At 43.0% G+C, this 23064-nt stretch carries 17 protein-coding genes; 8 read left to right on the top strand and 9 right to left on the bottom strand.

The genetic code is table 11. The features are described 5' to 3' along the window. Window positions 1–139 precede the first annotated feature (139 nt). Window positions 140–2824 (top strand): bifunctional aconitate hydratase 2/2-methylisocitrate dehydratase, encoded by a 2685-nt coding sequence (gene acnB / locus HCR01_RS14700; RefSeq protein ID WP_193196900.1) that lies wholly within the window; start codon window positions 140–142, stop codon window positions 2822–2824. A gap of 67 nt (window positions 2825–2891) precedes the next feature. On the opposite strand, the gene HCR01_RS14695 is transcribed toward acnB, so the two are convergent. Beyond that, window positions 2892–3074: a CsbD family protein gene (locus HCR01_RS14695; RefSeq protein ID WP_193196899.1), complete on the bottom strand. Its 183-nt coding sequence runs from the start codon at window positions 3072–3074 to the stop codon at window positions 2892–2894. Window positions 3075–3991: 917 nt separating this feature from the next. On the opposite strand from HCR01_RS14695, the gene HCR01_RS14690 reads away from it, so the two are divergent. The 3 genes from HCR01_RS14690 (at window position 3992) to HCR01_RS14680 (ending at window position 9271) form a co-directional block, all read left to right on the top strand. After that, the gene (locus tag HCR01_RS14690) at window positions 3992–4270 is read left to right on the top strand and encodes a GlsB/YeaQ/YmgE family stress response membrane protein (protein ID WP_193196898.1); all 279 of its coding nucleotides are present in this window, start codon (window positions 3992–3994) and stop codon (window positions 4268–4270) included. A 59-nt stretch (window positions 4271–4329) separates the two neighbouring features. Next, window positions 4330–5277 (top strand): histidine kinase, encoded by a 948-nt coding sequence (locus tag HCR01_RS14685; RefSeq protein ID WP_193196897.1) that lies wholly within the window; start codon window positions 4330–4332, stop codon window positions 5275–5277. A 292-nt stretch (window positions 5278–5569) separates the two neighbouring features. Then, window positions 5570–9271 carry a response regulator gene (locus HCR01_RS14680; protein ID WP_193196896.1) on the top strand — a complete coding sequence of 1234 codons (3702 nt, stop codon included), beginning with the start codon at window positions 5570–5572 and terminating at the stop codon, window positions 9269–9271. Between the two features lie 777 nt (window positions 9272–10048). On the opposite strand, the gene HCR01_RS14675 is transcribed toward HCR01_RS14680, so the two are convergent. The 4 genes from HCR01_RS14675 to HCR01_RS14660 form a co-directional block, all read right to left on the bottom strand. Next, window positions 10049–11230 (bottom strand): ARPP-2 domain-containing protein, encoded by a 1182-nt coding sequence (locus HCR01_RS14675; protein WP_193196895.1) that lies wholly within the window; start codon window positions 11228–11230, stop codon window positions 10049–10051. Between the two features lie 9 nt (window positions 11231–11239). Beyond that, complete coding sequence (locus HCR01_RS14670) at window positions 11240–11488, bottom strand: hypothetical protein (protein ID WP_193196894.1); 249 nt, start codon at window positions 11486–11488, stop codon at window positions 11240–11242. Next, on the bottom strand, window positions 11478–12944 hold the full coding sequence (locus HCR01_RS14665; protein ID WP_193196893.1) for a hypothetical protein: 1467 nt from the start codon (window positions 12942–12944) through the stop codon (window positions 11478–11480). The genes HCR01_RS14670 and HCR01_RS14665 overlap by 11 nt, the downstream gene beginning before the upstream one ends. A gap of 219 nt (window positions 12945–13163) precedes the next feature. Then, window positions 13164–13523: an alr0857 family protein gene (locus HCR01_RS14660; protein WP_193196892.1), complete on the bottom strand. Its 360-nt coding sequence runs from the start codon at window positions 13521–13523 to the stop codon at window positions 13164–13166. 447 nt (window positions 13524–13970) lie between these two features. Between HCR01_RS14660 and HCR01_RS14655 the strand changes: the two genes are divergently transcribed. Both HCR01_RS14655 and HCR01_RS14650 read left to right on the top strand, forming a co-directional pair. Next, a complete protein-coding gene (locus HCR01_RS14655) occupies window positions 13971–17048 on the top strand; it encodes a HEAT repeat domain-containing protein (protein ID WP_193196891.1) in 3078 nt (1025 codons plus the stop codon). 344 nt (window positions 17049–17392) lie between these two features. Next, a complete protein-coding gene (locus HCR01_RS14650; RefSeq protein ID WP_193196890.1) occupies window positions 17393–18262 on the top strand; it encodes a DUF5895 domain-containing protein in 870 nt (289 codons plus the stop codon). A gap of 104 nt (window positions 18263–18366) precedes the next feature. On the opposite strand, the gene HCR01_RS14645 is transcribed toward HCR01_RS14650, so the two are convergent. Both HCR01_RS14645 and HCR01_RS14640 read right to left on the bottom strand, forming a co-directional pair. Next, window positions 18367–19617 (bottom strand): murein transglycosylase A, encoded by a 1251-nt coding sequence (locus tag HCR01_RS14645; protein WP_193196991.1) that lies wholly within the window; start codon window positions 19615–19617, stop codon window positions 18367–18369. Window positions 19618–19620: 3 nt separating this feature from the next. Next, window positions 19621–19875, bottom strand: coding sequence for a hypothetical protein (locus tag HCR01_RS14640; protein WP_191756918.1), 255 nt, complete (start codon window positions 19873–19875; stop codon window positions 19621–19623). 492 nt (window positions 19876–20367) lie between these two features. Here HCR01_RS14640 and HCR01_RS14635 point away from each other — a divergent pair, with 492 nt between their 5' ends. After that, window positions 20368–21213 carry a phosphate/phosphite/phosphonate ABC transporter substrate-binding protein gene (locus HCR01_RS14635; protein ID WP_193196889.1) on the top strand — a complete coding sequence of 282 codons (846 nt, stop codon included), beginning with the start codon at window positions 20368–20370 and terminating at the stop codon, window positions 21211–21213. Between the two features lie 156 nt (window positions 21214–21369). Further along, a complete protein-coding gene (locus tag HCR01_RS14630) occupies window positions 21370–22212 on the top strand; it encodes an MBL fold metallo-hydrolase (protein WP_193196888.1) in 843 nt (280 codons plus the stop codon). Between the two features lie 119 nt (window positions 22213–22331). Here the strand turns inward: HCR01_RS14630 and HCR01_RS14625 are convergent, their stop codons facing one another. Together HCR01_RS14625 and HCR01_RS14620 are read right to left on the bottom strand one after the other, a co-directional pair. Beyond that, on the bottom strand, window positions 22332–22736 hold the full coding sequence (locus HCR01_RS14625) for a type II toxin-antitoxin system VapC family toxin (protein WP_193196887.1): 405 nt from the start codon (window positions 22734–22736) through the stop codon (window positions 22332–22334). Further along, window positions 22736–22960 (bottom strand): DUF2281 domain-containing protein, encoded by a 225-nt coding sequence (locus tag HCR01_RS14620; RefSeq protein WP_193196886.1) that lies wholly within the window; start codon window positions 22958–22960, stop codon window positions 22736–22738. Before HCR01_RS14620 ends, HCR01_RS14625 begins: the two co-directional genes overlap by 1 nt. Window positions 22961–23064 lie beyond the last annotated feature (104 nt).

Below are 23064 nucleotides of genomic sequence, written 5' to 3'. Positions count from 1 at the left end.
CTAGACAAAAAACTTAAAGTAAGGAGGCTCACTTCCTGTGAATTCTACCTGTAAAGATTTGTAAGGTTGAATGCTCCTGAAACTTAGGAAGTGATTAGAAACACTTAAAAAATGTTTGGCTGAATATTTGGAGTTCAGAATGCTGGAATCATACTGTAAACACGTTGCCGAAAGAGCAGCACTGGGAATTCCCCCCTTACCTTTGGATGCTAAACAAACCTCAGAATTATGTGAATTACTGAAAAATCCGCCAAAGGGTCAAGAAGAGATATTATTACATCTATTGCGCGATCGCATTCCCCCTGGTGTTGATGCAGCAGCTTACGTCAAAGCTGGGTTTCTCAGCGCCATTGCTAAAAAAGAAATCACCAGCCCCCTGATTTCGCGCATAGAAGCGGTGGAATTGTTAGGGACAATGGTGGGTGGCTATAATGTGCAATCTTTAATCGATTTGCTGCAATTCCCCACTGTATCCGTTTCCGACTCTTCGGAAACACCGCTGGTGATGGGGGGACAAGGAAAAGAACCCATCGCCGCTTATGCCGCCAACGCTTTAAGCAAAATTTTGCTGGTGTACGACGCTTACCACGATGTTTTAGAATTATCCAAAACTAATCCCTTCGCCAAGCGGGTAATTGACTCTTGGGCAGAAGCCGAGTGGTTTACCCTGCGTCCCACACTACCAGAAGCTATCACTGTCACCGTCTTCAAAGTTCCTGGCGAAACTAATACCGACGACTTATCCCCCGCCCAAAGTGCCACCACGCGCCCGGATATTCCCTTACACGCCTTAGTGATGCTAGAGTCACGGCAACCGGGAAGCTTAGCAACAATTGCCGAGTTGAAGAAAAAAGGTCATCCTGTTGCTTACGTGGGAGATGTAGTTGGTACAGGTTCCTCGCGCAAATCTGCTATTAACTCTGTGTTGTGGCACATGGGAAATGATATACCTTTTGTGCCGAACAAACGCGCTGGGGGGTATATTTTAGGTGGTGCGATCGCGCCTATCTTCTTTAACACTGCTGAAGATGCCGGTGCTTTGCCTATCCAATGCGATGTCACCAAACTAGAAACTGGTATGGTGATTACCATTCATCCTTACAAAGGCGAAATCACCACTAATGTAGAGACGTTGCATGGAACGTCTTGCGAAGTCATTTCTACCTTCACTCTCAAACCCGATACCATTTTTGATGAAGTCCGTGCAGGTGGACGCATCCCCCTACTTATCGGACGTACCCTCACCGATAAAACCCGCCAAGCACTTGGTTTAGAACCCAGCACCGTTTTCATCCGTCCTCAGCAGCCTTCCGATACAGGTAAAGGTTATACCCAAGCACAGAAAATGGTTGGTAAAGCTTGCGGATTACCCGGCGTGCATCCAGGCACATCCTGCGAATCCATGATGACTACAGTTGGTTCTCAAGATACCACAGGCCCCATGACCCGCGACGAATTAAAAGAACTCGCCTGTCTTGGCTTCAGTGCAGATTTGGTGATGCAGAGTTTCTGTCACACAGCTGCTTATCCCAAACCAGTAGACATCCAAACTCAACAAGAACTACCCGACTTCTTCGCCTCCCGTGGCGGTGTCGCCTTACGTCCCGGCGATGGGATAATTCACTCTTGGCTCAACCGAATGCTGCTACCCGATACTGTCGGAACAGGCGGAGACTCTCACACTCGCTTCCCCTTGGGTATTTCCTTTCCCGCAGGTTCCGGGTTAGTAGCCTTTGCAGGTGCTTTGGGTGTGATGCCTTTGGATATGCCAGAATCGGTATTGGTAAGATTTAAAGGTGAATTGCAACCCGGTATCACCTTACGAGATGTTGTAAATGCAATTCCTTACGTAGCAATTCAAAAAGGTTTGCTGACGGTAGAAAAGCAAAATAAGAAAAACATCTTCTCTGGAAAGATTCTAGAGATGGAAGGCTTGCCAAATTTGAAAGTTGAACAAGCATTTGAACTTACCGATGCTAGCGCCGAACGTTCCTGTGCAGGTTGTACAATTAAACTGAGTGTAGAGACAGTTGCCGAATATCTGCGTTCTAATATAGTGCTGCTAAAAAACATGGCAGCGAGGGGTTACAACGATGCGCGTACTATTTTGCGCCGCGTCGCCAAAATGGAAGAATGGTTAGCCAATCCCGTGCTGATGGAAGCTGATGCAGACGCGGAGTATGCCGAAATTATTGAAATTGATTTGAACGAAATCAAAGAACCAATTGTAGCTGCCCCTAATGACCCTGATAATGTGAAATTATTATCGGAAGTTGCTAATGATCCTGTACAAGAAGTATTTGTTGGTTCTTGTATGACGAATATTGGTCATTATCGGGCAACAGCTAAAGTTTTGGAAGGTGCAGGTGAAGTAAAAACTCGCTTGTGGATTTGTCCACCAACCCGCATGGATGAACACCAACTTAAAGAAGAAGGTGTATATGGTATTTTTAATGCCGCAAATGCGCGGACAGAAATGCCAGGATGCAGTTTATGTATGGGTAATCAGGCGCGAGTTGCTGATGGGACAACGGTATTTTCTACCTCTACCCGCAACTTCAATAATCGCATGGGTAAAGATGCCCGAGTGTATCTTGGTTCAGCAGAATTAGCCGCTGTTTGTGCGCTGTTGGGACGCATTCCCACAGTACAGGAATATATGGATATTGTGGCAAATAGAATTCATCCTTTTGCCGATGATTTGTATCGGTATTTGAACTTTGATCAAATCGTTGGTTTTGAGGATGAAGGGCGCGTGATTCCGTTGGAAGACATGCCAAGGCTTGAGGATATTTTGGGTATGCCGGCTAGTACATTGCGCTAATTAACTCGCGTCTTTTAGATTCCCGACTTTTATTAGAAGTCGGGAATCTGAACTCTAGCCATCTAGCCTATTCTAAAGACTTTTTAACTTCATCTTTGATATTTTCAACAGTATGGCGAACTTGGGATTCAGCTTGCTTAGCTTGACCTTCAGCTTTGTCATTAGGGTTGCCAGTAACTTCGCCTACTATCTCTTGTACCTTGCCTTCAATATTTTTAGCAACAGCTTTTGCTCTATCTTCAATACTCATCTCTAACTCCTAGGTTTATTGATTTATTTGGTTAGTATTGCTTAGTAAGCTATGCAATGTTTATATATTAGTATTTGTGCAATTTTTAAATCTTCTATCTGGAGTTATTTTTATTAACAAGTTTTTTGTCCGTTGTACATAGCTTTTTCAAATATTAATTCATCTTGGAGAATCTAACAAAGTAGCCAAAAGATATAAGCCAATGGTTCCATAGCTATATCTTTTGATGAATACCTTTATGCCCACAGGTAGACTCTGTAAAAATAATATACTGATAAATTACCTACTATTGCCAGAAGTCGTTAAATAATATACAGATTAGTTGAATCTTTTAGTGTATATCTAAAGAAAAAATTACATAGTATAGGCTTTAATTATTAACGTTGATAATAAATAAAATCTAAGTTTATAATTGGTGAGAATATAGTAAATTAACTTTGTAAAAGACTATTTCTGTGAAATTAGAGTAATGAGCTATCAGCTTGATAGTGTAAATAAACTCATTTACTAACTAATTTTTTATCTAAGTAATAAATTTAGATGCTATACAGATAAATATTAAATATGCGATCGCAATATCATTAATTAGGTGTTGCCATCTTTAGCTAGGCGTAGGCGATCGCATCCTCTAAGACCTTTCTGGAAGTTAAGTTGTGTCTCTTCAGATTTGATCCAAATTAATCTCGTAGTGGAAAGTTTTTGCTACAAAACCAGAGTTTCTGCCAGATTTCAAGGGTTACGTTCTGGGATTTGCATAAAGTCGATCTTAGAGATGACCTGATAGGGATTCAAATAATATCTAAAGATTTTTGATATTAGTTCGCTAGATAGATCATGAATTTTGTAACTTAATTTTAAGATGAAATAGTCAAAAGCGAGCAAAACCGCATTTTCGTAAAAAATAGGAGACATTTGTTATGGGTAACATAATCGCTTGGTTGGTTTTAGGGTTAATTGCAGGCGCGTTAGCTAAATTCTTTTATCCAGGACAACAAGGTGGCGGTATTTTGTCCACTATTGTATTGGGAATTCTCGGAGCGGTAGTTGGGGGTTATCTAGGACAACTATTGTTAGGAAGTGGTTCAGCAGCAGCAGCATCCGTAGGCGCTTTATCACTCGGAAGTATTTTATTTGCTGTTCTTGGTGCAATGCTATTGATCTTCCTTTGGGGTTTAGTGACTCGTAGAGCTGTGTAATTCTATCAGCTTCAGCTAATATCATTGTAAAACATTGCTAGTCGCCAGAAACAGATAAAATGACATTAGAAAAAGAGCGAAGATCTGTTGGCGTTTTTGCTAAACGTTCAGATACAGAACTAGCACTTCGGGAACTAAAAGCTGCTAATTTTCCAATGCATAAGGTTTCTGTAATTGCGCGAAACGCACAAAAGCAGAGTGATATTGCTGGTATTGAAGTAAAAGAAAATACTGGCAATATAGCAGATGAGGGTGCTGCTGCTGGAGCAATTACGGGGGGTGCATTAGGTGGTCTGACTGGTTTATTACTTGGTTTAGGCCTTTTGGCAATTCCAGGAATAGGGCCAATCATGCTAGCTGGAGCCGAAGCAACAGCGATCGCTACGGCTTTAGCTGGTGGTGCGATCGGTGCAACCGCAGGTAGTTTAACTGGTGCGCTACTAGGTTTAGGGATTCCTGAAGCCCAAGCCCAGGCTTACAGCGACCTAGTGTCCAAAGGTTACTATTTAGTGATAGTAACAGCTACAGAAACAGAGATTCGTATCGCCAGAAATATGTTCCATTATCGTGGCATTCAAAAATGGGACGTTTATAATATGGTTTTACCCCCAAGTAGTCGATACAAGTACGGAATTGGTGCTTTTTCTACGAGACAAGACGTCGAAAAAGCACTTACTGAACTGAGGACAGTCGGCTTTCCGATGAGTCACATAACAGTGATTGCTAAAGATACCAGCACTCTAGTTGGACTTGCTGAAGTATATATCAGCAGTGCCAAAGATAACTTTGTTGGATTACAAATTCCTGATGATTCAGTCAAATACTATAAAAATCAAGTAACCAAGGGTGATTATCTAGTGTTGCTCAATGGTACTGATATTCACATAGCAGCTGCAAAAACCATTTTAGAGAGTCATAGAGTTCAACATTTTCGCATCTATAGCCAACCCGTAGTTAATGCAAATAGAAGCGATTATCAGGTTCTTAATAACAAAACTTACTCATAAAATTTTAAGGTAACAGGGTTAAAGGTTTTTTCTTTTCCCTCTACCGTTTATCTTTTATCTTCAACTAATAACTATTGGTAACTAGTACTTATAATAATTTATTCAGACTTAAAACCTTTTTAATCCTAGTAGTTTGTTATAATTATTTTTTTATTCTTCGGGTAGGTTGATAGTAGATTTGCGGAGTTTCCGCTGGCTTATACTTTCCGACTTCTTAGATTGCCGACTTCTCTAAGAAGTTGGCAATCTAAGAAATACTATAAAGAGATGGCGTAAATAATTACCTTAGATAATGTTAAACAGTTTGAAGATTGGAACCAAAATTGGAGTAGGTTTTGCCTTGAGTCTGGCAATTCTGACCACAATTGGTCTAATCTCTTACCAAAGCACTAGTGAACTAATTGAATCTTCGCGCCGGGAAAAACATACCTACCAGGTTTTAAATCAATTAAATCAGCTCAGTTCTCAGCTAATAAATGCTGAAACTGGACAACGCGGTTACATCATTACTGGCGAACAGCGCTATCTGCAACCTTACAGCGCTGCTATGGAAAGATTGAATCAACAAATTAAAGAGCTTCAGAAATTAACAGAAGATAATCCTAATCAACAAAATCGGCTTTATAGATTACAGCCATTGATAAACCAGAGGATGGCTGTAATGAAAAATGTGATTGAGTTACGGCAAATCCAAGGCTTGGAACCTGCTCAGAAAGCTATTCTGACAGATAGTGGCAAGCAGTTGATGGATGAGATTCGGAAACTGTTGCAGGCGATGGAAAATGAGGAAAATGTACTGCTGAAGCAGCGTTCTGAAAAAGCACAAGCAGCTATCCAGCAAACTCTCGCCAGCATTGTCTATGGTATTCCCTTATCTTTTTTAATCTTAGCTTTGATAGGTTTCTTACTAAGTCGGCATATCTCAAAACCGCTGAAACAAGTTTCTGATTTGGCGGAAAATATTGCAGATGGGGATTTATCGGTAAGTTTACCAAACAGCGATCGCCAGGATGAAATTGGCGTATTAACGCGAATTTTCAACCAGATGATTATTAATCTGCAAAACACAACTAAAAAAAATGAGGAGCAAAGGTGGCTCAAATCTAATTTGGCTGAATTTACCCAAATGCTTCAGGGCCAGCGAAATTTAGAAAGTGTGTCTCGCTTGATATTGTCGAATCTTGCACCACTGGTTGAAGCACCACAGGGCGTTTTTTACATAATGGACTCGGTAGATAATCAGCCTGTGCTGAAGTTATTGAGTAGCTATGCTTACAAAGAACGCAAACACCTAGCAAACGAGTTTCGCTTGGGTGAAGGACTGGTAGGACAGTGCGCCCTAGAAAAACAAAGAATTCTCCTAACTCAAGTTCCTAGTGATTATATTCGCATCAGTTCTGGGTTGGGAGAAGCTTTACCGCTCAATGTTATTGTGTTACCTATACTGTTTGAGACGCAAGTTAAGGCTGTTATTGAACTTGCATCTTTTCAGCCTTTTAGTGAGTTACATTTGATATTCTTGGAGCAATTGATTGAAATTCTGGGTGTATTTTTGAATAATATCGCTGCCAACCAGCAAACTCAGCAATTACTTCAAGAGTCAGTGACTTTAACACAAGAATTGCAAACCCAGCAAGAAGAACTACAGCAAAGCAATCAACGCTTAGAAGAACAGGCACAGGATTTAGAAGAATCAAGATTTCTTCTGAAGCAATCTAACGAAGAATTACAGCAGTTGAATGAGGAGCTAGAAGAAAAGGCAGAATTGTTAGAGGTGCAAAACCGAGAAGTTGCTCGCAAGAATCAGGAAGTTGAACAGTCAAGAAAGTCTTTGGAAGATAAAGCCGAGCAACTAGCATTGTCTTCTAAATATAAATCAGAATTTCTAGCGAATATGTCTCACGAGTTACGGACACCGCTTAATAGCTTGCTGATTTTAGCACGACTTTTGTCAGATAACTCTGGGGGCAATTTATCAGATAAGCAGGTGGAATATAGTCGGACAATCTACTCCGCTGGCACGGATCTGCTGGAATTGATTAATGATATTTTAGATTTGGCAAAAATCGAGTCAGGCACTCTATCGGTAGAGATTTCACGAATACACTTGACAGATTTACAGAGTTCTTTAGAGCAGACTTTCCGTCAAGTTGCTCAGCATAAAGGACTTAGTTTTGCTATTGAATTAGACGATAATTTACCAGAAGCAATCTCTAACGACCCTAAACGCCTGCAACAAGTGCTGAAAAACCTGCTGTCTAACGCTTTGAAATTCACTGAACAGGGAGGCGTGAAGTTACAAATTAGCATGGCTGCGGAGGCTGCACAACTCGATGGTAGCAGACACAGCAGTCCGATGATTACTTTTGCGGTCAGCGATACGGGTATTGGTATTCCAATCGAGAAGCAGAAGATCATTTTTGAGGCATTTCAGCAAGCAGACGGCACAACTAGCCGCAAGTTTGGGGGAACTGGCTTAGGTTTGTCGATTAGCCGGGAGCTTGCTCAGCTCTTGGGGGGGAGAATTGAACTAGTTAGCCAGCCAGGAGAGGGAAGCACATTTACTCTTTACCTACCGCAGACTTATTCAGAAAGTGGAGAAAGAGCTACTCAGGAACAATGGAAAAGAGAGGAAGTTCTGTCCTTACTACCTCCGAAATCCAAAATACAGGAAGCTAAGCCTCAGACTTCTGTACATCAGCCTACAATCTCCGAAATCTCAAATACAGCAAGCCTATCCTCAGACTCATCTCTATCAGTGAAGCAACTCCCCAATTTGCCTAATGAAGTCGCAGATGATCGAGATACAATTCAAAGTGGCGATCGCATTTTACTCGTAATCGAGGATGACGATAAATTTGCCCGCATCTTACTAGAAATGGCACGTGAACAGGGCTTTAAAGTGCTTGTTGCTTTAAATAGTAAACAAGGCTTAATGCTAGCTCAACAATTTAAGCCCGATGCGATTACGCTAGATATTCACATGCCAGAGATGGACGGTTGGTCACTACTAGATCGTTTAAAACGCGATCCAGATACCAGGCACATACCAGTACACATCCTTTCTGGCGATGATAGACAGCAACGGGGGTTACAGCTAGGAGCGATTACCTACCTGCAAAAACCCGTTTCTCCAGAAGATTTAACTCAAATCTTAACTGAAATTAAAGGCTTTATTGAGCGTAAGGTAAAAAATCTTTTAGTAATCGAAGATGACCCCGTACAAGCCCAAAGTATTATCGAACTCATCGGTAATAGCGATGTCCACAGTACAGCAGTGGGTACAGGAGCAGAAGCACTCTCAATTTTGCGATCAAATCGCTTTGATTGTATCGTCCTAGATTTAGGTTTGCCCGATATGAGCGGGTTTGAACTAATTGAGCAGATTAAGCAAGAATCGAGCCTTTTGAAACTGCCAATTATTATTTACACTGGCAAAGAACTAAATCGGCAAGAAGAAAGTCAACTCAGGGGACTGGCAGAGACAATTATCATTAAGAATGTGCGATCGCCAGAACGATTATTAGATGAAACTGCCCTATTCTTGCATCGAGTACAAGCAAATTTACCACCGCCTAAACGTCAAATATTAGAGCAACTGCGCCAGACCGATCCAGTTCTAGCTAATCGGAAAATTCTGATTGTGGATGATGATCTGCGTAATATTTTTGCTCTTACTAGTTTCTTAGAAAGTTATCAAATGCAAGTGCTATTTGCTGAAAATGGCAGAGATGGCATTGAGATGCTGCAAGCTAATCCCGACATTAGTATAGTTTTAATGGATGTGATGATGCCAGAAGTGGATGGTTACGAAACAACTCGCGCCATCCGCCAGCAACAAAAGTTCCGCTCACTGCCAATTATTGCTTTAACAGCCAAAGCTATGCCAGGCGATCGCGAAAAGTGCATCGAAGCTGGAGCCTCTGATTACATTACCAAACCTGTGGATACCGAGCAACTGCTTTCATTATTGCGGGTTTGGTTGTATCGGTAGAATTTGTCATTTGTCATTCGTCATTAGAGGATGTTTGAAAAGTCCTTGGTGATGTATCAAATACTTTTAGATCCCCCTAAATCCCCCTTTTTAAGGGGGACTTTGATTCCGTTTCCCCCCTTAAAAAGGGGGACTTTGATTCCTAGGACTTACGCACTGAAGCCTAGATCCCCCCTAGCCCCCCTTAAAAAGGGGGGAACTTCTAAAGCACCCTTTTTAAGGGGGTTGGGGGATCTGAGTGCGTAAGTCCTGATTCCGTTTCCCCCCTTTTTTAGGCTACGGTGTACACACATCTCTGTACAAAACCAAAATCGTTGTAAATCCTCCTAAATTTCCCTTTTTAAGGGGGACTTTGAGAGGTTTTTGCCCCCCTTTTGAAGGGGGGTTGGGGGGATCAAAAGCCTGTGGGGCAACTCTCAAAGACTTGTGTGTACACCGTAGCCTTTTTTAGGGGAGCCAGCGCGGTCTTCTCCCAACGCGAAGTAGCGTCTCCAAGAGTTGGGGAGACGCAATCATGCGATGGGGTCTCCCCAAGTGGAGCGATTGGCGTGGGCTAGGGGGGATTAATAAGTGCCTAGTATCACAGCCGACCACTTTTCAAACAACTTCTTAGACATTTTGCAAAAATCCTAGTTTTTTACTATAACCACAGATGAAAACCGATAAATTATCTGTCTTGAAAAGTTATGTTTGCCGGAAGCCAACGCTCATACTTTTCGCTGTGTTTATCAGTGTTCATCTGTGGTTTAATTTTCATAAAATTGACCTCATTTCGAGTCAAGACTTTTTAGCTTTTTTGCGTGCGGCGTCGCGTACTTGTTGATTTAGCAAATAGCCAAAGCCGGCTGCTTCCATACGACACACAAACTCTTCGCGGGTATGGGAGAGTGCTTTGGCAGTCGCATCTAGATTCCAGTTATAGTGAGCTAGCTTGCTGAGTAAATAAGCACGGCGAGTCTGGGCTTCTGAGAGACGATAGATTTTGAGGTACTCTATTTCTCCATTTTCCCGCGCGATCGCTTCCCCGATATAATTTTCGTGCTTGAGTTGCAGGTTAGTCATAAACCGTTGCAGAACAAAGGGCCCCGCTGTATAAACTCTCTGGGAATGCAGTTGGCGTTGCAGTAGTCCTTCAGCCATGAACCCCTGAAATGATGCCCAATCCGATCGCATTTTGGCGATCGCTCCCCTCAAATCTGCCAAACTATTAATCTTAGACTCATCTACAGATACATCCATTGGCAAGGTCGTATCGTAAAGCAAGCCGTACTGGTAAATCAAGTCACTGTAGAAATCCTCTAGCAAGCTGGTGTGCAAAGCCCGATAATCCTCTGGCGTAGGAACCACAAAAGCAGAGGCTAAAGCTTCAGCAACAAATACTAATACTCCAACTTGTCTACTATGAATTTCAAACACCCGCAAAGCATCTTCTAATCCCGCAATATAACGCCCACTAACAGCAGTTTCATAGCGCGAACCCAGTCCGTGAGATAGGGCGTACCGAGAATACTCATTCCAAGCAATATCGGGGCCAGAGAAAAACAGCGACAAAAAACCTTCCATTGCCAAGTGTAGTGGCAAAAACCTGAGTTGATTAGCTGATTCTCGCTTAGCCATGCGATGCATCAACCGCACACTTGCACAACCGCAGTCCAAACGCTTACCATCAGGCTTAACTATCTGTCCGCCAAAACTTGCAACTGGGCTACCATCATCACTCCAAGACATTACCAGCCCGTGAGGTACATAGGAAAAGTACTTCATACCTGGCTTTGTAATCTCACCTTCTAGGGAAACAACTGTAATATCTTCGTTGTAAGAACGATGCAGCAAACGCAAGTCACCATGCACTTGACGCCGCAGTAGTGGCACAATACGGACTGCTCCCCGGACTTGGGAAGGTGCAATATCTAATCCTTTCAGGGATATGTCTGTTAATAATTTGCTTTTGAGTGCCATATTTAATAGTCAAAATATAAGTTTTAGGCTCAGAGGTTCAACCGCCATGTTCAGAGGTTCAGCCGTCATGCTCAGAGGTTCAACCGTCATGCTCAGAGGTTCAACCGTCATGCTCAAAGGTTCAACCGTCATGCTCAAAGGTTCAACCGTCATGCTCAGAGGTTCAGCCGTTATGTTCAGAGGTTCAACCGTCATGCTCAAAGGTTCAGCCGCCATGCTCAGAGGTTCAGCCGTCATGCTCAGAGGTTCAGCCGTCATATTTGAAACCCCCTTGCTCCCCCTGCTCACCATCTCCCCCTAACATCTGCTGTACTCGTTCCGCCAAATATGCTTCTAATTCCGACAAAGGAGCAGAACCTTCAGCAAAACGGGCAAAGCCTAGCATTGTTGGTAAATCTTCCGCGTCTCTCAGTCCTACAGTGGGGATAGTAGAGCTAAGATTACGCAGCGAAAAATCTTCAGAATTATAGACAGGATTGCAGTGAACAATTGAAGTTCGCCGCATCGGATCTAACTTGGTGCGGTATATTCGCAACACTTCTGCTGCACCGTTGGGTGGAGAATTATCGCAACCGTCAGATACAATTACTACCAACTCCGCACCAGATCCTAAAGCGGCTAACAGTGGTGTCGCCAAGTCAGTTTGTCCACGGGGACGCACTTGCAGCGCATCTTCCACGGGTACTGTCCAAAAAGCTCGGTATTCTTTTGATGCAGCTTGCAATAAATAGTGAGTAGCTAAAGCCACACCCAAAGGACGACGGCGCTTTTCACCAGATCCAAAACTGGAGTAGCTGCAATCTAAGACAGCCGCGACTCTTCCTAACTTTAAAGGTGCTTTTTTTAACGTTGATCGCGCTGATCGCTCCAAGGCTTGGTTTAAAGTATCCCATTGCTGTTGTCTAGTTTCCAATGGCAATGACAAGATATACAATGCCAATTTAGTCAAGGGAAGACGACCTAAATTTAAGTCAATTTCAATCTCGGTACGTTCTGCTGCACCTTGGAAACGCAACTTTTCGCCCAAAGTCATTTGCTGTTGAATGCGGGACAAAAAGATATCACGGGGAACTTTGTGTTTAACAGCAAATCCTTCTGCAATGGTGAAAGGAAGCTGATAAATCGCTTCGGCGCTGTAATGCGCTTGGCGAAACTGCTCGAATAATTCAGTTGAGTAGATATTTTGTTTCCAGTTGCGGAAGAGAAAAGTACTTAATTCGCCGTGAAGTTTGAGGTGGGCATGGGTTGCGATCGCCCGCACTTTAGCGCGATACTTCACAGCATGGAAACTCATATCATTCCGCATACTTAAATAATCGCGGGCGATCGCTCTGCTACGACGATTGTTAATTTTTCGTTGACGCAACTGTTGCAAAACTCCCCAAGCTCGTTGCGGTGGCAAAGTGTTGAGTGCATGGGCAATCAATGCACCTTCTTCTTGGCGATTTTCTGGGAGCGTGTCCCGTCCCGTCGCTAGTAGCTTGAGAATAATTTGTGCTTGGTTGAAATGGTTGATACCCGCTGCTAAAGAACGAGCATACAGCAAGCGGTAATTACCCAGAATGTAATCATGTAAGAAGTCAATTGATACCCGCTGACCATAAGCATCATCATAAAATTCACGCTGTCCTGTGCAGGCGAGGCAGGCATTGATGAACATCACCAAATCTTCCCGCGTTACCTGTTCTACACGGTTGGTATAGTTAGTAACCATATCGATAACTCAGCACTTTGAAGAGGGTGCTGTTCGGGGAAAGGCGGCACAACCAGCTAGGACGATTTAACAGATCGGGTTCGGAAGTTGTACCATAGTCCCGCGAACAGCAAGACTGAAAATTTCTTACAGCAGATTTCAGGTAAATGAAGTACATAAATAAAACCCGAAATCCTGTAGAGACGTTACATCTACGGTCTCTATATGTAACGTCTCTACTTAAGCGTGGCAGAATTGCTCGCTTTGTGAGAGTTGGTTGAGCAATAACTCAGCAGATTTGCTCAGTGCAGTCACAAAAATACCTACTTCATTATCTGTATCAGATGTCAGCCAAGTACCTTTAAGAATAACTTCTACCAAATCGGCATCACAAGAGCAGAGTTCTACGATATTTTCTTGAGCTACATCAGCCAGATGGGGCAAGTTCCCTGGAAGTAGAAAAGCAGCTGTGCTTGGTTCAATATAAATCTTTGTATGCGATCGCAGAGCCAGGATTACTCTTGTATTCACCCAATCTTCTAAAGATTCGTTGAGCATCTCTAGGCTAAAGCTATTCTCTGTGTAAGTTAGTTTCAACATCTGGGCTAATTTATATCTAAATTTTTAGTTGTTTACTTTAGGACTTACGCACTGAAGCCTGAAACCCTGATCCCCCCCTAACCCACGCCAGTCGCTCCACTTGGGGAGACCCCATCGCATGATTGCGTCTCCCCAACTCTTGGAGACGCTACGCGAAGGCAGAAGACCGCGCTGGCTCCCCTTAAAAAGGGGGGGAACGTCTAAAGCCCCCTTTCTAAGGGGGTTGGGGGATCTGAGTGCGTAAGTTCTGTACTTATCTATCGGTTGAGATTCTAATTTGTATGCTTTAGTTTGCTTATCTATAAATACAGAGTAACTTGGGGAATTTCCCCTCAGCTAGCAGAGTAATTGCAACCGGAAAAGCTTGTAAAATCTGGCTTAGAAGCCAAGGGAAGTTGTTAAACTTAGGGGAATCCCCGAACTTTGTTCAGTCCTGTAATCACAGCGATGGCAAGACCGAGTTATGGCCCAGAAGCAAAAAAGCGATCGCGGCGCTTGTTAGAGACGCTGTTAGTTTATGCTAATGACGAAATAGACTGTGCTGATGAAGCAGCTTTGGATATCCTGCGTCCCCAAATTCAAACGCGTTGGCAAAGCGAAAATCAGCTAGTTGTCAGGACGAAAGTTAGATATATCCAGGCGTTGATAGATTTGACACCAGGCGAGAGTCAATTAAACACCGAGCAAATCAAAGAAGCCCTGAAGCGATTTGCAGATTTCCTCGAAATTCTCGAAGACAATCGCCCATCTCGCGGTGGTTCGGAAACTTGGCATTTCACCCTAAAACTATGGCACAAACGCCTAGACATAGCAGCCAACTTGCGGCAATTTGACCTAGAGTGGGAACGCCGTCGCCCGGAGAAGTCGAAGCAGGGAGCAGTGTTTCGACTACGCTCAACAACCGGAGCAGGGGGAGACAACGTAGAATTTTCTCCCTTGTCCCCCTCATCTCCAACTCTCCCCAACTGGCAAGAACTATGTCGCCTCAATCTAGAAGCGCAAAATCACGGACGACTAACCACCAATCCCCTTACTAGTGCTGATGGTGTCACCTTTGAGCTGGATCAAGTTTATGTACCCTTGGGATTAGTACAACGAAAACAGCGTCTTCGCCATCGCGGTGATGTGACTCCTCAAGAGGGTTCGCGGTTATACGAACCAGAAGACACTGAAGTAACCCAGGTTTTTGACCATAATGAATTTATCCAACAGGTGCTACAGCAAAGACAAATCCAGCGCATCGCTATTGTTGGAGAACCGGGAGCGGGAAAGACTACTTTGCTTCAGAAAATTGCCGCATGGGTGTTAAATAACACCGCAGATTTGCCCATCTGGATTTCTTTAGCAGATTTGCAGGGTAAAACTTTAGAGCAGTACCTCATTCAAGATTGGCTACCCTCAGCTACTCGCAAGCTGCGCGTACTGCCAGAAATAGAGAATGCGTTTTGTGAACAGTTCAACCAAAGACGGGTTTGGCTACTTCTAGATGCAGTGGATGAAATGGCAATTGAATCTAGTCATGCCCTAGCAAAAATTGCCAGTTTCCTCACAGGCTGGATAGCAGATGCCACAGTAGTACTAACTTGTCGGCTAAACGTTTGGGATGCAGGCAAAAATGCTTTGGAGTCTTTTCACACCTATTGCAACCTCAATTTTACTTACAGCAACGAACACCTATTGCAGTCCATCCCAAAGAGCGACCAAAGTAATTTCTCAATCACCCCCCCTGCTCACCCTGCTTCCCCTGCTCCCCCTGCTCCCCCTGCTTCCCCTGCTTCCCCTGCTCCCCCTACCCTCCTCTCCGACCAAGTAGGGCAATTCATTCAGCGATGGTTTCAAGAGAATCCCGTTTTAGGAGAAAGTCTGCGGGTAGAGTTAAACCAACCAGAACGACGACGGATTAAGGATGCGGTGAAAAATCCCTTGCGGTTAGCGCTATTATGTCGCACTTGGGGATTGTGGCAAGGAGGATTACCCAACACTAAAGCAATGTTGTATGAGCAGTTTGTTGAAGCAATTTATGAATGGAAGCAGGATCGTTTTCCTACGACTTCAGCCCAACGACAACAGTTAAATCAAGCGCTGGGCGAACTGGCGCTGTTAGCTATTGCTCAAGAAAAAACTAAGTTTCGCCTCAGACACCGCTTTGTCTGTCAAGTTTTAGGCGCTCCTGATGATGGTCTATTTCAATTAGCACTACAGTTAGGTTGGTTGAATCAGGTTGGTATTTCAGAAACTCCAGGTGAAAAAGTTTATGCCTTTTACCATCCCACCTTTCAAGAATACTTTGCTGCACAAGCTGTTACTGATTGGCACTTTTTCTTAAATCACACATTAGAAACTGGGGACTCTATTTCCAGTTACCGCATCTTTGAGGCGCAGTGGCGGGAGGTAATTTTACTGTGGTTAGGTAGGGAAGACATACCACAGGAAGACAAGGAAGAATTTATCTGCTCATTAATCGAGTTTCCCGACAAATGCGGGGGGTACTATCGCTATCAAGCTTATTTTTTGGCAGCCCAAGGAATTGCCGAATTTACAGATTGCCAAAAAGCTGATGCAATAGTCAGGCAATTAATCGAGTGGCGTTTTGGATATTTCAATCCAAAAAAACAAAAGTGGTGGAGATATCCACCGCCAATTATTGAGGGTGCGCGGGTAGCATTACTGAAAACCGATCGCCTAAAAGCGATCGCAGCTTTAGAGCAATTTATCACATCCACCAATAATGAATTCGATAGTTGGAATGCAGCTTATAGCTTAGGAAAAATTTTTGATCCGGGTAATCAAATTGCAATCGCAGCATTAGTTAAACTGATCACAACAATCCGCCATGAATCTATTCGTTGGCAGGCGGCATATAATCTAGGAAGAGTTGATCCGGGTAATCAAGTTGCGATCGCGGCTTTAATTCAAATTATCGACTCCACCAATAATGAATCAACTCGTCGCAAAGCTGCTTATAGTTTAGGTAAAATTGATTCCGGCAATACATTAGCTATTTCCACACTACAAAAAATTGCCGCATCAGCAGCCGATGCATGCCAACAACGACAAGCTACAGAAAATCTAGCAGCACTCCGCAATATTCCCCAACCAATAAAATCCCCCTCTCCCCTTCCTCCCCTCTCCCAATCCTCCCCTCCTCTTCTGCTCTCCTCTTTACTCCGAGGTATCGCCTCAGCGGCAAATGATGATACCCAAAGACGCAGGGCTTACAAATTGGCAAAGCTTGTTCCAGGGAATCAAGTGGCATTTACTACCTTATTAAAATTGATGAAATCAGCCCAAAGTGAATTAATTCGTAAACGCACCGCAGATAACTTAAAAGAAATCCTTGTAGATGAACAATTGCCAGAAGTGATTGCATCTTTAAAGAATTGTTTTTCTGAACAAGTCTGCGAACAAGAGTTAGAAAAATTCCGCGAGTCTTACAAACTTCTCTGGCACTGTGCAGAAAACATGACTTATCTAGAGTTTTATCAGATTTGGCATCAAGAGTCAGACTGTACTGTAAATTCATAACCCAGAAACTTGTCTGCTATTAGGACTAGCCCTTTCAAAGTAGGAAAAAATCTTAAAAAATTTTGCCCAATTGCGGGCTTTTCACCTTAGTGTCTTAGTGCCTTTGGGTTTCAAAAGTCAAATTTTTCACCACTAAGACACCAAGGAAAATACATCTGTTGTTAAAAAACGAAACAGGGATTGCAACAAAGATTAATTCTGACTTACTCTGGAAAAACTACTACACCAGTTTGACGCCACTTGCTACAATAGGAAACTGCCAAAGTTTTGATGGTGGCTCCCCAGCATCAGCGCTCTGCCGATAAACTTGTATCAACAAAACACTCCTTGTATAGCCTAAAACGATGAAAGCATCTGCTAATTTCGACTTTGAAGACGAAAAATTTAATGCACCGCCTTCTCAAGTCATCCCCTGGTGTCAGATGATTAATCCTCGATATGGCACAGATGGCATTCAGCCTCACGGTTTGGCAATTAAGCTAGATAATGCCCAGGCTGTTGGCTTTCAACCAGATGACAATTGGCAGCAGGTGGAGCATGAATTTAGCTCTGGAGTCGAAACTGTCTTTATTACTAGCACTCCCCAATTAGTCATAGTGCGTCGGGGGCCATTGTCCGTCAAAGACCGCGAAACTGGCTTAAAACTAGGTACGCTCAAAGAGAATTATGATGCTTTTCTAGCAGATAAACTTAAATTTAAAACCTTTACTCGCTATCTAATTTTTTTAGTGGGTGAAAATAAAAAGTTTTTACATGAATCACCACTACAATTAACTCTTAATGGCGCAGCTGGAGCGAGTTTCAGCAAAACCTACTGCGAATTTCAACAAGGCAAAGTAGTCAGTGGGTTCGTCGCTGAACTAGAAAAGGCTTATGCTGTATACCGCAAGCAACCTTTAACGCCAAAAGGCCCCCTATTCCACGCTCACGGGATTTTTTCCCCCATAATTGAGTGTGAAGAAAGAGGCATTGAACCAAATACGGTTCTAGTTGCTTCAACTGTAGATTACAAACATCCCACAGTTGGGACGTTAACACAATATCTGATTGCTTCAGATTCGCTTGAGTCTGCAATGATTTGCAAGACTTTTGAAGAACACAAAGATTTTGGTAAGGAAACTGTAAAACTAGAAACACCCAAGATGGCAATGGCTGGGGTTTCCAATTCTTACGTTTATGCTGATGAAGATGATTTTGCTTATCCGCCGTATTAGGGACTGGGGACTGGGAACTTTTAAGAGGGGGAAAAGGTTAAAGGTTAAAGGGTAAGGGGATGGTTTTTCCGTTTCCCCATTCCCCCTTTCCCATGCCCAATGCCCTATTCCCTCAACAGCAAATAATATAGTGAACCATTACCGCCTGTAACACCAGCGCGATCGCCTGCTAGTTTACCAGATCCCATAAAGTAATCTACCCGTCCTGGCCCTTTGATAGCGCTTCCTGTATCTTGATCGAGTACAAAACGGCTCACAGCACGACGCTCTAGTTTGCCAACCCTGGTAGGATAGGGAAATGAGTTGTAAATCAGCGCTAGTGCTCCCGGAGGCATGAGAGACTTATCTGTAGCAATAGAACGCTCTGCTGTCACTGGTACATGGATACTGCCCGTAGCTGGTCTGCCGGCTGTTTCTTGGAAAAAGACAAACCGTTCCCAGCGTGGCAGATAATTATTCAACTCCTGCGGCTGTCTTTGGAAGTAACTGATCATGCGTGGTAGCGTCATTCCTTCCAGAGGAAGTTTGCCATCTTTTGCCAGTTCTTTGCCGATACTAGTCCAGGGGTAATCTGTTCCACCTGCATAACCAATTGATGTTTTTGTACCATTAGTTAACTTAATTTGAGCAGAACCTTGGATGTGTACCATGTATGCATCAAGGCGATCGCGAAACCAAAGCATTTCTAAACCACGCAATTGGCTTTTATTTCCTAGCAAACCATCCTTTCCTTCCAAATCAATGCGTTTGGGATGGGGTTTAGCCCATTGATTGAAGTCTGATGGTAGTCGATAAAGAGGATACTTGTATACTGAGGTTTTGACTCGACTAGCAGTATAAACAGGCTCATAATAAGCAGTGAATTTAACAGTACCCTTGCCATCGTTGCCCACGGATTTGTAAAAGACAAACTCTCGACGGACAGCGGCTTGTAGTTGCGCTGTTGACTTAGAACTAACAACTAGTTGGCGAAAACGCAGCAAACTCCGACGAACGCGATCAAGGGTAATCTCATGAATGGGATAATTTTGATACGCTGCGATCGCCTCTTTTTTTGCCAAATAACGCAAACTGTTGTCAATTGAAGCCAATAGCGCTTTGCGATCGCCTGCTTTACCTCTTTGACCCAAAATTTGCTCATCCCATCCCAAACAAGCGTACCGGGGCGCACAACTTCCCAGAGCGACTGGTTCTAGTGGCGGTATTTGCGGATTTGTTTGGACTGGCGGTAGCAGGATCTCAGGAGTAGTCGGTACTGGCAAAGGTAGTAAGTTAGGAACCTGAGCAACAGCTGACCAGAGTGGATTTACAAGGGCAATTCCCATCAGGGAAAGCAAAGCAAGGGTTTTTCTCATCATTTAGTTGAATCTTTCAACACTAGAACTAAAAACGGGTTCTACTCGGATTGCCACAATCCGAGATGGGCGTACTACCATATACTCCCCTTGAATATTCTTGATCGGCACGCTGATAAAATCATGAGAAGCAGACTTTGGCACAAGTTCGCTACTATACCACTTCTGAAATTCTTGAATAGTCGAAAAACGTACTTCTTCCCTGTGACCGCTTTCCAGTAGGAGGTGTACAGCATATTCATTAGGAGTTCTAGGCATAAGGTTGAATCATTTGAAAAACATCCAACCCATTGTTAACCACGTAACCCCCGAATGAAAAGGGTAAGCATACGGGAGCAGGGAAAGCTTTTCACTAGAAGCGTGAGAGTTTGAAATTAGTAATCCATTACTCTAGCTCTTAACTTTTACCTTCACTTTAGACGGTCAATGCTTTAACCAGTTCCCAGCGATTTTTTCAAGAAGGACTACAGCAGGGTCAAATTTAGTGGCATCTTTATAGAGAGTACTATTTTGGCAAATTAAACTTAATGTTTATTTTTTAAGTTTTTTAACATATTGTTGTGTAATGCCACTTTACAAATAAAGCTGGTATCTAAGCTTGTGCAATATCATTTATATCTGTAGGAAAACAGCTAATTAACAGTTAAACAAATATTAATTTTTTTTTGCAATATAACCAATATAGGCACTAGCTAAGCTGATTTAGGTTATTCCTAAGAGTACAATTATTTACTTAACTATAATTTAGTGATGCCTTTGCGATTTTCACGTCGTTTATTTCTTTTACAACTGTTAGGTTTGACATTAGCTGGATGCCAATCAACACCAACCTTTGAGGGCACGTTAACAATTGGTGTTATCAACTATAGTGGGAGCGAAGAGATTATTAACCAATATGCTAAGTTTAATCGTTATTTAGGCGAAAAAACAAAAGCATACATTCAGTTAGAGCCTGTTTTCAACGAAAATAATGCGATTGAGCGTCTTCAGGCTCGTGCTTGGTCATTGGTATTTGCACCACCAGGGTTAGCGGCTATTGCGATCGCTCGATATCAATATGTTCCGCTTTTTCCTTTACTAGGTGTGAGTAATTTACGCTCAATCTTGGTTGTTCGTAAAGACAATCCGATTCAAGATTTAAAACAATTACAGAGTCAAATAGTTGCTTTAGGTCAACCAGGTTCAGCAACAGGATATTATCTACCTCTTTATAATCTTTATGGTTTGACATTAGCTGAAGTACTGTTTGCACCCACACCCAAAACAGTTTTAGAATTTGTAACTCAAGGAAAGGCAACTGCTGGGGCTGTTTCGATCGCAGAATTTAATCAAGCAGGCCGCCAGACTGATTTACGCACACTCCATACAGACCCTCACTATGTTCCATCTGGTGTGGTTTTGATTGGGCCTAATATCGAACGCAACCGCCAAGAGTACATCCGCCAAGTTATGAGCGAGTTTCCCTCAGTTCTGGCTGAAGAAATAGGATATATACCTAATGGTAAAGTCCCAGATTATCGGTACATGATTACTGTGGTTGAGCGAGTAAAATTAATTGCTTCTCAGTTACAAAACAAGCCTGCACGTTTATTTTGAGATAGATATACGTAAATCTAAAAAAGTAACTTTAAAGACATAACAGCCATATTTCCTTGGAAAGACGCAATCACACTTTTGCTTCCCTAAGATTTTAAGGATTGGAAGCGCACAGTCTACGGGAATTATTTGGTTCAGAGTCGTAACGGAGGATTTATGCAAATTCATCATCTCAATTGTGGTTGCATGTGCCCGATTGGCGGGGCACTCTTCGATGGCTTCAGTCGCGGCCCAACGGCTCACCTTGTCTGCCACTGTCTGCTCGTTGAGACAAACCAGGGACTTGTTCTGATAGATACTGGTTTTGGACTGCGCGATATCAACTCGCCTTACTCCCGGCTCAGCCCGTTCTTCATTCATTTCAATCGCATCCAGTTTGATCAGAAATACACGGCACTCGCTCAAATTCAGCTGCTCGGATTTTCCGCGCAAGACGTGCGTCATATTGTGCTTACTCATCTCGATTTTGATCATGCTGGTGGTTTAGAGGATTTTCCTGAAGCAACTGTGCATGTAATGCAGACTGAGATTGAAACTGCACAAGACCGACACGGCTTCATCGCCAGAGGGCGCTATCGTCCAGAACAGTGGGACGAGGTTAAGCACTGGAAGCACTATTCGCCAGGAGGTGAACCTTGGTTCGGCTTTGAGGCAGTACGTGACCTCGAAGGACTACCGCCAGAGATTCTCCTCATCCCACTTGCCGGTCACACGCGGGGGCATGCAGGTATTGCCATTGAGACGCCAGCAGGCTGGCTTTTACATGCAGGCGATGCTTACTTTTACCGAGACGAGATGGGATCTGCCAAACCCCACCGTACACCTGGTTTACGTGCTTATCAATGGATGATGGAAGTAGACCGCAAGGCTCGGTTGCTCAATCAAAATCGGCTACGCGCGTTATCGCTTGATCGCAGTCAGGACGTGCGCCTCTTCTGTAGTCACGATGCTATCGAGTTTAAAGCGTTCGCTAACCAATCTAGCGCATCTCAAAACTAGAAATTTGATCATTTACGAAGGCTATGCCAGTAAAACCAATGCTGGAACCAGAAGCTATTCATGCTGCTGAGCCTTCAGGCAAATCATAACCATCAAGCAATTATGTTTGGCAATTTTTTTCACCAAATAGTTTTTATAGTCGTTAAAGCTTGAATTCGCAAATCACGAGTAACTAAAGGAATACCCAAACAAAAAGCTGTAGCCGCAATAATCCGATCAGGCATATCAGGAACAGTTACCCGGTCAATTCGCCGAATCGCTCCTGAAACATTCCGATCCAGAGGTGCAAGTACAATGCCTACATTGGGGTCATCCAAAGCGTTTAAAATTCGTGTTAATACCTCTTTAGCAAAGCGTCCCTTCTCAACTAAATAAGCAATTTCTATGACTGTGATAGCTGATACATAAATAGGATTACTTGTATTAATTGCTTGTTCCAATGCTGTTAATGCGGCTTCTGACAATCTCTGCAAGTCAAAAACATACCAAATTAAAGTGTGTGTATCTGCTATCACTGATGTCATCAAACGACATCCCTAGGAAAATTCCCCCACATTTCTTGACGTGCTTGAGCAATATCTTCTTCAGTAATATCTACTTTTAAATCAGCACATAATCCTCTAACAGTCCGCAAAGAATTCTTAGGAGTCGTTTTCTGATACAAAAATTCTGCAAAATCTAATAGTTGCTGCTGTTTATCAATAGGTAAATGGCGTAATCTTGCTAACACTGCTTGCTCGATATTCATCTAACTTTCTCCTGATTTAACTTCCTAAAAAGGCTTTAATCTCTGCCATAATTTCAGCTACTTGTCTATCTTTCTCTAAGATATCAACCACTAACTGTTTAGGT

It is taken from the genome of Nostoc sp. MG11 (assembly GCF_014904695.1).
GTDB lineage: Bacteria > Cyanobacteriota > Cyanobacteriia > Cyanobacteriales > Nostocaceae > Komarekiella.
The sequence above is the reverse complement of the archived record's forward strand: the minus strand, read 5'-3'. Positions and strand labels throughout refer to the sequence as shown.